At 64.7% G+C, this 13709-nt stretch carries 11 protein-coding genes; 5 read left to right on the forward strand and 6 right to left on the reverse strand.

The window, feature by feature from the left end:
• Positions 1–31 precede the first annotated feature (31 nt).
• The 3 genes from VIE67_RS02305 (at position 32) to VIE67_RS02315 (ending at position 2449) form a co-directional block, all read left to right on the forward strand.
• On the forward strand, positions 32–1063 hold the full coding sequence (locus VIE67_RS02305) for a sensor histidine kinase (RefSeq protein WP_332022873.1): 1032 nt from the start codon (positions 32–34) through the stop codon (positions 1061–1063).
• Positions 1056–1802 carry a LytR/AlgR family response regulator transcription factor gene (locus tag VIE67_RS02310; RefSeq protein WP_332022875.1) on the forward strand — a complete coding sequence of 249 codons (747 nt, stop codon included), beginning with the start codon at positions 1056–1058 and terminating at the stop codon, positions 1800–1802. Before VIE67_RS02305 ends, VIE67_RS02310 begins: the two co-directional genes overlap by 8 nt.
• Positions 1803–2056: 254 nt before the next feature.
• Positions 2057–2449: a cupin domain-containing protein gene (locus VIE67_RS02315; RefSeq protein ID WP_332022877.1), complete on the forward strand. Its 393-nt coding sequence runs from the start codon at positions 2057–2059 to the stop codon at positions 2447–2449.
• Between the two features lie 72 nt (positions 2450–2521).
• Here VIE67_RS02315 and VIE67_RS02320 read toward each other — a convergent pair whose 3' ends face one another.
• From VIE67_RS02320 to VIE67_RS02330, 3 genes are all read right to left on the reverse strand, one after another.
• Positions 2522–4408 (reverse strand): M1 family metallopeptidase, encoded by a 1887-nt coding sequence (locus tag VIE67_RS02320; protein WP_414707259.1) that lies wholly within the window; start codon positions 4406–4408, stop codon positions 2522–2524.
• Positions 4409–4549: 141 nt separating this feature from the next.
• Positions 4550–6394, reverse strand: a complete 1845-nt coding sequence (gene sppA / locus VIE67_RS02325) for a signal peptide peptidase SppA (RefSeq protein WP_332022879.1) — start codon at positions 6392–6394, stop codon at positions 4550–4552.
• A 78-nt stretch (positions 6395–6472) separates the two neighbouring features.
• Entirely contained in the window at positions 6473–7876 is a 1404-nt protein-coding gene (locus tag VIE67_RS02330) for an MATE family efflux transporter (protein ID WP_332022881.1), read from the reverse strand.
• Between the two features lie 80 nt (positions 7877–7956).
• Here VIE67_RS02330 and VIE67_RS02335 point away from each other — a divergent pair, with 80 nt between their 5' ends.
• Positions 7957–9189 (forward strand): DUF3667 domain-containing protein, encoded by a 1233-nt coding sequence (locus tag VIE67_RS02335; protein ID WP_332022883.1) that lies wholly within the window; start codon positions 7957–7959, stop codon positions 9187–9189.
• An 86-nt stretch (positions 9190–9275) separates the two neighbouring features.
• On the opposite strand, the gene VIE67_RS02340 is transcribed toward VIE67_RS02335, so the two are convergent.
• From VIE67_RS02340 to VIE67_RS02350, 3 genes are read right to left on the reverse strand one after another with little or no spacing between them, the layout of a single operon-like run.
• The gene (locus VIE67_RS02340; RefSeq protein ID WP_332022884.1) at positions 9276–9995 is read right to left on the reverse strand and encodes a DUF3106 domain-containing protein; all 720 of its coding nucleotides are present in this window, start codon (positions 9993–9995) and stop codon (positions 9276–9278) included.
• On the reverse strand, positions 9992–10399 hold the full coding sequence (locus VIE67_RS02345; protein WP_332022886.1) for a hypothetical protein: 408 nt from the start codon (positions 10397–10399) through the stop codon (positions 9992–9994). Before VIE67_RS02345 ends, VIE67_RS02340 begins: the two co-directional genes overlap by 4 nt.
• A complete protein-coding gene (locus tag VIE67_RS02350; RefSeq protein WP_332022888.1) occupies positions 10396–10995 on the reverse strand; it encodes an RNA polymerase sigma factor in 600 nt (199 codons plus the stop codon). The genes VIE67_RS02345 and VIE67_RS02350 overlap by 4 nt, the downstream gene beginning before the upstream one ends.
• A 424-nt stretch (positions 10996–11419) precedes the next feature.
• Between VIE67_RS02350 and VIE67_RS02355 the strand changes: the two genes are divergently transcribed.
• Positions 11420–13603, forward strand: coding sequence for a primosomal protein N' (locus VIE67_RS02355; RefSeq protein ID WP_332022890.1), 2184 nt, complete (start codon positions 11420–11422; stop codon positions 13601–13603).
• Positions 13604–13709: the final 106 nt, after the last annotated feature.

Genomic DNA, 13709 nt, shown 5'->3' on the forward strand with positions numbered 1-13709 from the left:
TCCCACGATTGCGTACGGACTAGAGGCACGCATGGCACGCGGCTGGGTCTGGTTGCAACTCGCCGTCGCGTGGCTGCCGATGTGGGCGCTGTTCGCCGCGCTCATCGTGCTTGCGCACGGCATGCCTTTTGGCAATGCCGCGCTCGGCGCGCTGCGCATGATCGCTGCGGGAGCGGTGCTCGGTGTCGTGGTATACAAATTCACCGAGCGCATGCCGTGGCCGCATCCGTTCCGGCTGGGCTTCGTCGGCGCGCACGTGCTCGCCGCAGCCGCGTACGCGGCGGGCTGGCTGGTGCTGATGAGCCTGATCGACAGCCTGATCGTCGGCCATCTTGTACTCGTCATCGGCCCGGGCCTGGGGCTGTTCTTCCTGACCGGAATCTGGCTGTACATCGTTGTCGCCGGTGTGGCCTACGCCAATCTCGCTGCGCAGCGCACGGCGAAGATCGAGGCGCAGACCGCGCGCATGCAGCTCGATACCTTGCGCGCGCAATTGCACCCACACTTTCTTTTCAATGCCCTGCACACAGTCGTGCAGCTGATACCGATCGATCCGCGCGGCGCGACGCGCGCAGCCGAGCAACTCGCCGGCGCATTGCGCGTCACGATCGAAGAGCAACGCGATCTGGTTTCGCTGGCCGAGGAGTGGGCCTTTGTCGAGCGCTATCTGGCGATCGAGTGCATCCGCTTCGGCGACCGCTTGGTCGTGCAAGCGCAGATCGACGCGGCCGCACGCGCGGCGCTGTTGCCCTCGTTTGCGCTGCAGACGCTGGTTGAAAATGCGGTGCGCCACGGCGCCGCGCCGCGCGCGGAACCGACCCGACTGGCGATCACGGCGTCGGCAACCGCCGCGACGTTGACGCTGACGGTGAGCGACGACGGTGCCGGTGTGAACGTCGGCGATATCGAGCGCAGCGCAGGCACCGGCCTGCGCCGCCTGCGCGAACGTATGCGCTGGCTGTATGGCGATCGCGCGCAGCTTGAACTTTCCAGTGAAACTGCCCATGGTTTCCGCGCCACGTTGCGCATGCCGCAACTTGCAGACCGGATCGGCGATGAATGACGCCGCGAAAGTCTCGACGCTGGTCGTCGATGACGAACCCGTCGCGCGCGCCGGCCTGCGCCATCTGCTCGCCGAAATCGACTGGATCGCCTGCGTCGGCGAAGCGGCGAGCGGACCCGCCGCGGTCGCGGCAATCGATACTTTCAAGCCGGAACTGGTCTTCCTCGATATCCAGATGCCGGGTTTGCTCGGCACCGATGTAGCGCGTCTGGTAAAGCATCAGCCGCTGTTCGTTTTCACCACCGCCTACGCGCAACACGCGGTGACCGCGTTCGAACTTGGCGCGCTCGACTATCTGCTCAAACCCTTTGGCGCGGAACGGCTGCATGCCACGCTCGATCGCGTGCGCGCGGCGATCGGCGAACCGCGGGTGCCGTCGCTCGACCGCCTCGGCGAGGCACTGAGTCATGCGCCGATGAGCCGGCTGTTCGTGCGCGCCGGTCGTTCCATCATTCCACTGGCGGTTGCCGATATCGCCTGGTTCGAAGCGGTCGGCGACTATATCGCCGCGCACGTCGGCGACACCCAGCATCTGCTGCACCTGTCGCTGAGCCAACTGGAGAGCCGCCTCGATCCGCGGCGTTTCACGCGCATCCATCGCACGCATATCGTCAATCTCGACCACGTGCAGGCGTTCCGGCGCCAGGCTGACGGCCATATGCTTGCCGAACTGAAGGACGGCACCTGTCTGCCTGTGAGTCGGTCGCGGGCACGGGATTTGCGCAGCCTGGCGCGCTGATTTGCGCATCGATCGGCGCAGCGCCGGCGTGCTGCGGTTGGACTATCATTCGCGCACCGCCGCTGCCAGCGCCGCGGCGCAGCATCCTTCCGCCGATGCCCGACGGAAGGAATTCCGCAAGTCGTCAAAATCAGGAATTGGAGGGAGTCATGCAACTACGAGCAGTCTTTTTTCGTTCCGCCCTCGCCGCACTGGTCGCTTCGTTTTGCTGTAACGCTTTCGCAGCGGACGGTACACCTGCAGGCGAGCAATCGATGGCAAAAAACTTGAACGAACAGAAATTCGGAGCCTTTCCAGGCCTTCCTGCCTGTTTCGTCGGCGCGGTATTGAGCGGCGATCCGGGCAAGGGCCCATCGCTACTCGTGGGAAAGTTCGCAAGTGGATGCAGCGTCCCCTGGCATTGGCATACGCCGGATGAGCACGTGATGCTGGCCAGCGGCGTCGGCAGGATGGAGATGAAGGACGCCAAGACCGCCGTGCTGCGCTCCGGCGGCTACGCGATGATGCCCGGACACCATGTGCACCAGTTCACCTGCCTGTCCACATGCGTGATGTTCCTGAAGGCGGATGGCGCCTTCGACACGCATTACGTCAATGCCGACGGCAAGGAAATTCCACCCGAGGAAGCGCTGAAGAAAAAGAAGTAGCGGTGAGTTGAGTGGACAGTGGATGGAGCGCGTCAGCGCGCGCGCTCCATCTGCCTGCGACCAAGAGTGTGGCTACTTCTTGCCGGCCAGCGCCTTTTCCACCGCCCCACGCGTTATCGGGTGATAGCCGGGCTTGGCCTCAGCGTAGATCTTTTCCGCGAGCGCCTTGCCTTGCGGCGTTTTCACCAGCGCCTCGTACAGCGGCACGACGAGTATCATCCGACCGACGCGCAACATGTGCTCGCGCATCGCCGCAAACGCGGCACGGTAATCGCTGCCGATCGCGAGTCGATACCAGCGAAAGGCGATCACCGCATTGTGCGTGCCGGTGAGATGCCAGGTGTCGTCGAGATCCTGCATCTGCGCAGCGCTGAGCTTGGCCGGCAGCTGATCGAGGAAGTATTGCCACTCCTGCGTGCGCCACGTCTTCGCGCCGAGTCCCGCCGCATCGAGCTTGCCCGCGACGAACTGCTCGCGGAGTTTGTCCTGCTCGGCAAAACGCGCAGAACTTGGCAGCCGCGCAGCGGCCGGAATGCCTGGCTGATGCAGCCACACGTTCACTTCGTCCATGTTGAATTTGCCCGGATATTTATCGAGCAGATTCGCCTTGAGATAAGCGACAAACTGATCGGTGGTGATGCTTTGAAATGCGAAATGATCGAAGTAGCTGCGCAGAAAACGATCGAACGTATCGCGGCCGAATTTTGCTTCGAGCGTTTGCAGGAACCATGAGCCCTTGGTGTACGGGGTATCGGAGAGACTGTCGTCTGCATCCTTGCCGGTGAGATCGGGCACCAGCAGTTGTTCCGCCGCCGGCGCCGTGGCGTAGGTCTTGCGCAGTTCGGCGGCGGCGACGAGGAACTCCTCGTCGGCCTGCTGCTTGCCGTAGACCGCCTCAACGATGCGGCCCTGCACGTAGGTCGTAAAGCCCTCGTTGAGCCAGACGTGGCGCCATGCGGCATTGGTTACGAGATTGCCCGACCAGGAATGCGCAAGCTCGTGCGCGATCACGCTGACCAGCGACTTGTCGCCCGCGATCACGGTCGGCGTGGCGAAGGTCAGGCGCGGATTTTCCATGCCGCCGTACGGGAACGACGGCGGCAGCACGAGGATGTCGTAACGTTGCCAGCGATAGGGTCCATAGAGTTTCTCGGTCGTCGCGATCATCGTCTCGACGTCTTCGAACTCCTTCGCCGCCGCGGCCACGGTTTCCGGCTCGGCATACACCGCGCTGCGCGGGCCGGTTTCCTTGACCGCGATGTCGCCGATCGCCAGCGCCAGGAGATACGACGGAATCTTCTGTGGCATGACGAAATGGAAATCGCCGTCGAGCGCATGATGGGCATCGTCCGATTCATTCAAAGATCGGGCGCTCATCACCGCGCGCAATTCCTTCGGCGTATGCACGTGCGCCGTGTAGGAGAAGCGCACGCTCGGCGAGTCCTGCAGCGGCACCCAACTGCGCCCGGCGATCGACTCGGACTGCGAGTACATGAACGGGTATTTCTTGCCCGCGGTTTGGCCCGGATCGAGCCACTGCAGGCCGGCCGCATCGGGACTGGTCGCGTAGACGATGCGCACCTTCCTGTTTTGCGCCGGCAGCGCAATGCGCAGCGCCGAGCCGCGCAGCGCCTCGGGCTGGTCGAGACTGAACTTCGCCTCGCTCCACTTGCCGGATTTGTCCACGGCTTCGATCTTGTCGATCTTCAGGTCGCGCGTATCGAGGACCAGTTCACGCGCCGCCTTGTCGCGCCAATCCAGATCGAGTGTTGCGCTGCCGGCAAGCTCGTGCTTGTCGAACGACACCGACAGATCGAGGTCGAGCGCCGTCACTCGCACTTTGTCCGGCTGCGCGTAGGAATGAGGATCCAGCTCCATATGGATATTTGCGGCGTGAAGCGCTGGCATGGCGGCGAGACCCAGGGTAACGGCGAACAATGTGCGGCAGATGAAAATCATGATGCCCTCGTCAAAACTGAAATTTTCCACACGTATGCAGAACGAAGGCCTACCGGCGGCGCCAGCCGCGTGGCGCAAGACCGTGCGCGCGCGCAGGCGCCCGGACCGCATGCGGTCGCTGCTGCCCGGCAGGTGCGAGCGCTACTTGATCTCGCAGAAACAATAGGCGAACACGCCGACCTTGTTGGCGTCGAGCGAACGCAGCAATTTGAGCTGGTCCTGCACGTCGGATTGTGCGAGCAACACGCGCGCAGCTTCCGGCACGACCGCGCGGCCGATACGCGTCAGCGCGTCGTTGCTCAGGCTGACAGCGAATCTCTCCCACGCCGACATTTCCTTTTCGACGTAGCGTACCTGGTAGTTGCCGGCGATATTCGCTGCCTGCGCGGCGGCGGCCGTGGCCTCACGCAGACCGCCGAGTTGATCGACCAGGCCGCGCTCCTTCGCCTGCGCCCCACTCCACACGCGGCCGCGTGCGATCGCGTCGATCTGCTGCGGCGTCTTGTTGCGCGCGGCGGCCACCTTGCCGATGAAGTTCTGATAACCCTTGTCGATTATGCTCTGGATCACCGCGCCGACTTTCGGGTCGAGCGCTCGGCGCGGATCGATCGCGCCGGCGAACGCAGTCGTGCCGACGCCGTCGGTATGCACGCCGATCTTGGCCAGGGTGTTCGGAATGTTCATGAACAGGCCGAAGATGCCGATCGAACCGGTGATCGTGTTCGGCTCGGCGAAAATCTGATCGCCGTTCATCGAAATCCAGTAGCCGCCCGAGGCCGCGACATCACCCATCGACACGATGACCGGCTTGCCCGCCGCCTTGGTCAGTTCGATTTCGCGGCGGATCAGCTCCGAGGCAAACGCGTCGCCGCCAGGCGAATTCACGCGCAGCACGAGCGCCTTGACCTTGTTGTTCTCGCGCGCGCGACGGATCAGCTTGGCCGTGGATTCGCCACCGACGGTGCCCGCCGCCTGATCGCCGCCCATGATCTCGCCCTCGGCGACGACCACGGCGACTTGCGGGCGCGTATCGCGCAGGTTTTCGTGCTGCACGATCGAAAGATAGTCCTGGAAATCGACCTGACGGAAGCTGTGCTCCTCTTTCACGCCCTTGGCGATCAGCATCGCCTCGGCTTCGTCGTGCGTAGCCAGCTTGTCGACCAGTTTGTCATCGAGCGCGAGCTTGGCGAGGTCGCCGTTCGCCGCCTTGATCGAGGTCGCATAGTTGTCGATCTGCGCGCTGATGACCTTCGGATCGAGCTTGCGCGCAGCACCAACCTCCTTGAGGTAATCGTTCCACACATCGTTCATCCAGAACAGATCGGCTTCCCTGGATTCGGGCGAGGCGTCGTTGCGGATGTAGGGTTCGGCGTAGGATTTGTATTCACCGACGCGGAACAGATGCACGTCGACGCCGAGCCAGTCGAGCGCATCCTTGTAGTAGGTACGGTAGCGGCCGAGACCTTCGAGCAGCAGATCGCCCTCGGGGTGCAGCAGGATCTGGTTCGCGTGCGCGGCCAGCAGATACTGGCCCTGACTCATCGAATTGGATACGGCGACGACGTCCTTGCCCGCCGCCTTGAAGCGCTCGATCGCCGCGCCGATTTCGTGCAGGGTCGACATGCCGGCGCTGGCGATTTCATCCGGCTCGATCACCAAGCGCTCGATGCGGCTGTCCGCGGCAGCGGCGTCGATCGCGCGCAGGATATCGCGCAACTGCACTTCCCTGACCTTGCCGCCGAACGCGCTGGCGAGCGCGCGCTGCGCCGGCTCGGAAGTATACTGTTCCACAATATTGCCTTTCGGATCGAGCACAAGCGCGGTGCGCTCGCCGAGTCTCGTGCCGCCGCTGCTGCGCAGGGCCACCAGGAAGATGATCAGCAACAACAGGGCGATTGCACCGAACACCAGGCGGCGGATGAAATTGAACAAATTCCAGACCCAGACAAACAGGGTGGCAAAAACGCCGCGACTCTTCTCCGCCATACGAACCTCGCGCAATGAAACGTTGCATTCCTGCTGTGCAGCGTACCCCAAGAGCGAGGTCGCGGCACACGTCTGAAGTCATGCCCGCGCGCTGCTGGGCACCAAACGGCTGCGGCGCACGAAGCGCAGCAGCAATAGCAGCGCCGCCGCCGTGAGCCCGGCGACGAGACCCATCCACATACCCCGCGCGCCGTAGCCGCGATGAAACGCGAGCCAGTAGCCGACCGGCATGCCGATACCCCAGTAGGCGAGCACGGTGATCGCCATCGGCAGCGTGGTGTCCTTGAGTCCGCGCAGCGCGCCGTTCGCGGTGACCTGGATGCCGTCGGAAAACTGGAACACCGCGGCGAGCAGCAGCAGGCGCGCGGCGAGCGCGGTGACCTCGGTGTCGCTCGTGTAGCAGCGCGCGATCGCGAGCGGCAGCAGTGCCATCAACAGCGACGCGACCGATTGCGTCGCCAGCGACAGGCCGATGCCGGCGAATCCCGCGCTGCGCGCGCCGCGCGCGTCGCCGCGGCCGGCCGCATGGCCGACGCGCACGGTCGTGGCCATCGCCAGACCCAAGGGCACCATGAAGGTGATCGAGGCGACATTGATCGCCACCTGATGGCTCGCGACCGTGATCGCGCCGAGTGAGCCGATCAGCAGCGCCGTGCACACGAACAATCCCGACTCCATCAGCACGGTCACCGCCATCGGCACGCCCAGACGCAGCAGCGCGCTTATGTCGCGCCAGCGCGGCCACTCGAAATGCGCAAACGGTGCGATCTCGCGATAGTTGCGGCGCAGGTGCAGATACAGCGCGAGCGCTCCGAACATCAGCCACAGCACCAGCGCACTCGCCTCGCCCGAACCCTGCGCACCGCGCGGCGCGATGCCGAGCTTGCCATACATGAACACGTAGCCGATCGGCGCGAGCAGGGCCAGACCCAGCGCGCCGAAATACATGGTTGGCCGCGTCAGCGCTAGTCCTTCGGACAGGCCGCGCAGCGCGAGATAGCCGGTCAGCGCCGGCGCGCCCCAGGCGATCGCACGCAGGAATTTGCCGGTGTCCTCGACGATGCTCGGATCGACGCCGAACGCGCCGATCAGCCACGGCCCCGCGTAGCGCACGAGGAGCAACAGCGCCAGTCCGACGAAGGTCGCCAGCCACAAAGCCTGGCGAAATATCGGTCCGATCTCGCCGTGCCGGCCCGCGCCGGCCAGATGCGCGACGGTCGGCGGCAGCGCCATGATCACGCCGATCGCGGCGTTGATCGCGAGCGCCCACACGCTGGTGCCGACCGCGACCGCGGCCAGCGTGTGCGCGTTGAGATGTCCGGCCAGCAACGTGTCGACCACGTTCATGCCGATTGCGGACAACTGGCCGAGGATCAGGGGCAGTGCGAGATTGGCGGTGGCGCGCAGTTCGCCGCGGAAGGCGGACGGATCAAACCGCGACGTGTCCGCAGCCGCTGCATCCGCGCCCGGAGTGGCTGGCATCGCAGATCAACCCAAGACAAGGCCGCCTAGTCTAGCCGAACGCGCGCACCCGGGCCGTGGTTCCACGTTAGGATAGGCGCATGCACAGTCCCGGCGACGACGCCCCTTTCGAACTCGCACCGCTTGCCCCGGCCGTTGCGCCAGCGGATGCGCCGGCGGCCGTTGCGCCACCCGCGCTCGCGCAGTGCGCGAACTGCGGTGTCGAATTGCTCGGACCGCATTGCTATGCCTGCGGCCAGCCGGTCAAAGGCATGGTGCGGCATCTGTCGAGCATTCTCGCCGACGCGGCGGATACGATCCTCAATATCGATTCGCGCATTTTCCGCACGCTGTGGCCGTTGTTTGTGCGGCCCGGTTTTTTGTCCACCGAATATTTCGCCGGCCGCCGCGTGCGCTACGTGACACCGTTTCGTCTATATGTGTTCCTCAGCATCGCGACGTTTTTCCTGATCCAGTTTGCGCTCGGCGACATGGGCATGAACAACATCATCAACGTCGATGCGGATGCAAGCGATGCGGTCACCATGGCGGCGACCGCGGACGAGGTGGTCAAGCAGCGCGATACCGCGATCGCCGAACTCAGGAAAACCGAATCCGCGCCGATGATGCCGGCGGAGGCGAGCAAGGGCATCGAAAAGGCGATCGCGGCGCTGCAGAAGAAAGCCGACCAACGCCTCGACTATCTGGGCAAGGCCGACGCGGCCAGAGCCAAAGGCGACGCACCCCCGCCCGATCCGTCCATCAAGGACGAGGGTTTTGAATTCAACGGCAAGCGCTGGGATCCGAAAACCAACCCGATCGGCATCGACTGGCTGCCGCAGTTCGCCAACGACAAGCTCAATCAGCTCACCGGGCGCGCGCGCGACAATATCTCGAAAATCCGCAAGGATCCCAAACCGTTCCTGATCGGCGCGGTGAGCGTGCTGCCGCAGGTGCTCTTCGTGCTGATGCCGCTGTTCGCGCTGCTGCTGAAAATCTTCTATATCTTCAAGCGCCGGCTGTACATGGAGCACCTGATCGTCGCGCTGCACAGCCACAGCTTCATTTTTCTGTCGCTGTTCCTGTTGATGCTCGCCGGCGTGGCGAAGACCTGGGCCGCCACGGCTGCGCCCTGGCTGATCGATCCGCTTGCCTGGATCATCTTCGCGCTCGGCTGGTGGCTGCCGATCTATCTGTTCCTCATGCAGAAGAAAGTATACAAGCAGGGCTGGACCCTGACCACGCTCAAATACGCCACGATCGGCATCGGCTACTCGATCATGATCGGACTCGGCGTCGGCGTCGCCTTTCTCGTCAGTCTGGCGACGACCTAGAAGTCGGGCTCGCTCCGGCAGCATTGCTGTAATGTATACAATGCCACAATGTGTAAATCGGCGACCTGACCGGGTTGCGAGTACGACTACTGCGCCAAGGCCGAGCTGCGCTGCTCGGGCGACATCGTCAGCATCTGCCGGCGATAACCGTCGCGTTGCTCCTCGGGTAGCGCGCGCCAGTCCTTGATGAAGGCGGCGCGCTGTGCCGGAGTGAATGTTTCGAGCATTGCGCGCGTGGCGCGGCGCTCTTCCCGGGGCACGGTCTGCATGAGCTGGTGCACGGCGGCGGCGCGCGTTTGCGCGCCCGCACCTTGCAGGAACGCGGCGCGTTCGGCCGGATTCATGCGCTCGAAGCGCTCGCGCAATTGCGCACGCTCGGCATCGGGCAGCGCGTCGAAGCGTTTGAACGCGTTGCGGATATGCGCCTGTTGCTCGGGCGGCAGCTGCTGAAATTGCAGATAGCGCTGATGCATTCTCGCGCGTTGTTCCGGGGTCAGGCTCGCCCACTTCTGGATGCGCTGGCTGAGCTGATCGCGCTGCACCGGCGTCAGTTTCGGCCAGCGCTGCGCGGCATTGCGCAGATGCTGCTGCACATCGGGCGCGAGTTCGTCCCAGATCCCGCGCACGGGCGCGAGAATCTGCTGTTCATTGCTGCCGAGCGCCGACCAGGATTGCGTTTGCGGCGGCGTTTCCGCCACGGCGGCGACTGACGGTGCGGCCGCGACTTGCGCGGCCGACACGTGCACGGCACATAGCAGCAGGGCTGCGCCTATGCCATAACGCGCAAATTGGTATTGCCGGTTCAACCGTCGCCGTCCTTCCCCTGCGCATCCAGCCATGCGTAGAACTCCAGGTTCTGATAGAACTCAAGCGTATCGTCCGCCGGCGATGTATCGGCATCGGCCGTGCCGACTGCGCCGGCGGTCGTTGCTGCGGAGTCGAGCGTATCCGGCGCCGGACTCAACGCGGAATGATGCGGTTGCCAGATCGCGACCGCAAGCAGGAGCGCCGCGCAGGCGCTGGCCAGCCCGGCCGGCAATAGCCAGCGCCGCGGTGAACGTACGGACTGCAGCGCGAGCGCTGTTTGCCGCGCGCGATTCAGACGCGAAGCAGTGTGCGCATCGAGATCGCGCGCGGATTCGTCGAGCAGTTGCCTGGCCTGCGCGATCCACGCAGCCTGATCGAAGGAGTTCTTGTCGGGGTCGTTCATTGGTGCTGCTCCAGCGCGCGGCGCAAGGCGGCAAGCGCGCGCGACAAATGGGTTTTCACGCTGCCTTCGCTGCAACGCATGGTTTGTGCCGTCGTGGCGACATCGAAGCCTTCCCACATGCGCAACAGAAACGCCTGGCGCTGGCGCAACGGCAGATTTCCCAGCGCCTGATCGAGCGCCGCGGCGGCTTCGTTACCGGCCAGACGCAGCAGTGGACCCGGGTCGTTCAAATCCGGCGCCTGCGCGATCACGTCGGCCTCTTCCTCCGCGCTGTCGCGATTGAACACCGCCAACCAGCGCCCGCGTACCTTGCGCCGACGATGCCAGTCGTTCAGCCGGCTGTCGAGAACGCGGTAGAACAGCGGCGCCCATTCGGCTTGCGGTTTGCCGGCGTAGTTGCGCACGAAGCCGCACATCGCGTCCTGCACCAGATCGAGCGCCTCGTCGCGATTGCCGCTGGCAAGCTCGGCCATGCGCAGCGCGCGCCGTTCGACCCCGCGCAGGAATTGATCGAGCGCGCGCTGATTCGTGCTGACTGTTTCCACGCAAGGGCTGTTCGGTAGGGAGACGCTGATTGTGCCAGCAATGCCGCTCATGACGTATGCTCCGGGTACGCTTCAGGTAACGCGGTGGCGCGCGTGCGGTTGACCTTGGGGAGGTTCACCGGCCACGCTTGTACACAAGCGCTGGAAGCATCCGATCAACTTACTGATCGGGCTTGAAATCGGCCCCGATCGCAGCGAATTTTGCCTTCCAACCCATTGATTGGAAATCTTTATTTCAAACTGGTTAAAGATTCACCAAGCCAAGCGCGGACACGCAGCCATGCGCCTTGCACCGCGCGCACAGAAGGCTCGTCCACAGACTTATCCACAGTATTTGTGGATAAGCCAAAAAGCTCAAGCCCAGCGCCCACTTGTAGGTTAATGCTCACAGTTCCATCAAGTCTTTCACGCAAGCCATGATTCTCAAGGAAAACTGCAATTTAGCCGCCGCTTTTTTCAGGTTTACGGAGCGCCGATGCCAGCCGTCCTGCGCGTAGCCGTACCGGTGCCGCTGGCGCAGGTTTTCGACTACCTAGCGCCAGACGGCATCGAGGCGGATGCGATCGCGCCGGGCTGCCGCGTCGCCGTACCGTTCGGCCGTTCGCAGCGCGTCGGCGTGGTGGTCGGCAGCGCCAGCGATTCGGCGGTCGATGCGCGCCGGCTCAAACGCGCGACGAAACTGCTCGATGCGCAGCCGCTGATTTCGTCGGAACTTTGCGCAAGCCTCGCCTGGGCCGCGCGCTACTACCAGCATCCGCTGGGCGAAGTGCTGGAAAGCGCGCTGCCGGTCGGCCTGCGTCAGGTGAAACCGCTGCCGTCTTCGGCAGCGCCCGCGCTGATCCGCAATGCGGCGATCGAGGCAGAAGGCTTAACGCTGCGCGCAGGCTCGAAAGTTGCGACGCTGTTCGATCTGCTCGCACGCGGACCGCTCACATTCACCGAGCTCGATACCCGGTTGGCGGGCTGGCGCGGCGCCGCGGCAAGGCTGCGCAAGCGCGGCTTGATTGCGATCACCGAACTTGCGCTGCGCACCCCGCCGCGCACGCGCATAGCCGGACCGCCGCTGAGCGGCGAACAAACCGATGCCATCGCCCAAGTTGCCGCGCAACTCGGTACGTTCGCGCCGGTGCTGCTTGAGGGCATTACCGGCAGCGGCAAGACCGAGGTTTATCTCGCGCTGATCGAACAGGTGATCGCACGCGGCGAACAGGCGTTGGTACTGGTGCCCGAGATCGGTCTCACTCCGCAGGCCTTGCGCCGCTTCCGCGAACGCCTGCCCGCACGCATCGAAGTGCTGCATTCGGGTCTGAGCGAAGGCGAGCGCACGCGCGCCTGGCTGGCCGCCGCGCGCGGCGAGGCCGACGTCGTGCTCGGCACGCGCTCGGCGGTGTTCGCGCCGCTGACTCGCGCGGGGCTCATCATCATCGATGAAGAGCATGACGGTTCGTACAAGCAGCAGGAAGGCTGGCGCTACTCGGCGCGCGATCTTGCGCTGGTGCGCGGCAAGGCGCTCGAGGTGCCGGTGCTGCTCGGTTCGGCCACGCCATCGCTGGAAACGCTGGCGAACGTCGAGGCCGGACGCTATCGCAAGCTGCATTTGAGCGCGCGCCCTGGCGCGGCGCGCCTGCCGGATTTCCATTGCGTGGATCTGCGCGGCAAACCGCTGCGCCATGGTCTTGCCACCGCAACGATCGCCGCACTGCGCGCCTGCATCGCGCGCGGCGAACAGGCGCTGGTGTTCCGCAACCGGCGTGGCTATGCGCCGGTGCTGACTTGCCACAGCTGCGGCTGGCACGCGTCCTGTGCGCGCTGCGACAAACCGCTGACCTGGCATCGCGGCGTCGCGCGCCTGCGTTGTCACCACTGCGGCGCCGAGCAGCGCGTACCGGCGCAGTGTCCACAATGCAGCAACGATCACTTGGCGCCGCAGGGTCTCGGCACCGAACGCCTCGAAGAATCCCTCGCGGAAATTTTTCCGGGTGTGCCGCTGCTGCGCATCGACCGAGAAACCACGCGACGCAAGAACGCGCTCGACGATCTGCTGGGTTCGCTCGACCCCGAGCGCGCGGCGCTGATCGTCGGCACGCAGATGCTGGCCAAGGGGCATGATCTGCCGAATCTGACCCTGGTCGTGATCGTCGATGTCGATGGTGGCCTGTACAGCGTGGATTTCCGTGCCGAGGAACGCCTCGCCCAACTTGTCGTGCAGGTCGCCGGACGCGCCGGACGCGCACGCAAACCCGGCGCGGTCTGGCTGCAGACGCATCATCCCGAGCATCCGCTGCTGCAGACCCTGATGCACCACGGTTATGCCGCCGCCGCGCAGCGCCTGCTACTCGAACGTCGCGCCGCGGGTTTGCCGCCGTATGCGCATCTCGCGCTGCTGCGCGCCGATGCGAAATCGCAGACGCCGGTCGATGATTTCCTGCAGGCGGCGGTCGCGCTCGCCGCACAACCTGATGGCATTGCCCTACTCGGACCGATGCCCGCGCCGATGCCGCGCCGCGCCGGCCTGCAACGCGGCCAGCTGCTGCTCAGCGCCGATGAGCGCGCACGCCTGCACGCATTCCTGCCCGATTGGGTGGCGCGCCTGCGCGCGCAGCCGCAGGCGCGCCGCGTGCGCTGGTCGCTGGATGTCGATCCGCTGGATTTGTACTGAGCCTTTCGCGCGCATCGGCGGCAGTCACCACAGGCGCCGCATGCGACACTTTTGGCACAACTACCCGCGCGCTTGTCGAATCGCGGTAAATGTATACACTTGCGCA

The sequence above is a fragment of the Rudaea sp. genome (genome assembly GCF_036560865.1).
GTDB lineage: Bacteria > Pseudomonadota > Gammaproteobacteria > Xanthomonadales > Rhodanobacteraceae > Rudaea.

Coding starts and splice junctions, on each gene's coding strand:
- VIE67_RS02355 (WP_332022890.1), top strand. CDS start 11,420: ATGCCAGCCGTCCTGCGCGTAGCCGTACCGGTGCCGCTGGCGCAGGTT.
- VIE67_RS02305 (WP_332022873.1), top strand. CDS start 32: ATGGCACGCGGCTGGGTCTGGTTGCAACTCGCCGTCGCGTGGCTGCCG.
- sppA (WP_332022879.1), bottom strand. CDS start 6,394: ATGGCGGAGAAGAGTCGCGGCGTTTTTGCCACCCTGTTTGTCTGGGTC.
- VIE67_RS02320 (WP_414707259.1), bottom strand. CDS start 4,408: ATGATTTTCATCTGCCGCACATTGTTCGCCGTTACCCTGGGTCTCGCC.
- VIE67_RS02315 (WP_332022877.1), top strand. CDS start 2,057: ATGGCAAAAAACTTGAACGAACAGAAATTCGGAGCCTTTCCAGGCCTT.
- VIE67_RS02335 (WP_332022883.1), top strand. CDS start 7,957: ATGCACAGTCCCGGCGACGACGCCCCTTTCGAACTCGCACCGCTTGCC.
- VIE67_RS02310 (WP_332022875.1), top strand. CDS start 1,056: ATGAATGACGCCGCGAAAGTCTCGACGCTGGTCGTCGATGACGAACCC.
- VIE67_RS02345 (WP_332022886.1), bottom strand. CDS start 10,399: ATGAACGACCCCGACAAGAACTCCTTCGATCAGGCTGCGTGGATCGCG.
- VIE67_RS02350 (WP_332022888.1), bottom strand. CDS start 10,995: ATGAGCGGCATTGCTGGCACAATCAGCGTCTCCCTACCGAACAGCCCT.
- VIE67_RS02330 (WP_332022881.1), bottom strand. CDS start 7,876: ATGCCAGCCACTCCGGGCGCGGATGCAGCGGCTGCGGACACGTCGCGG.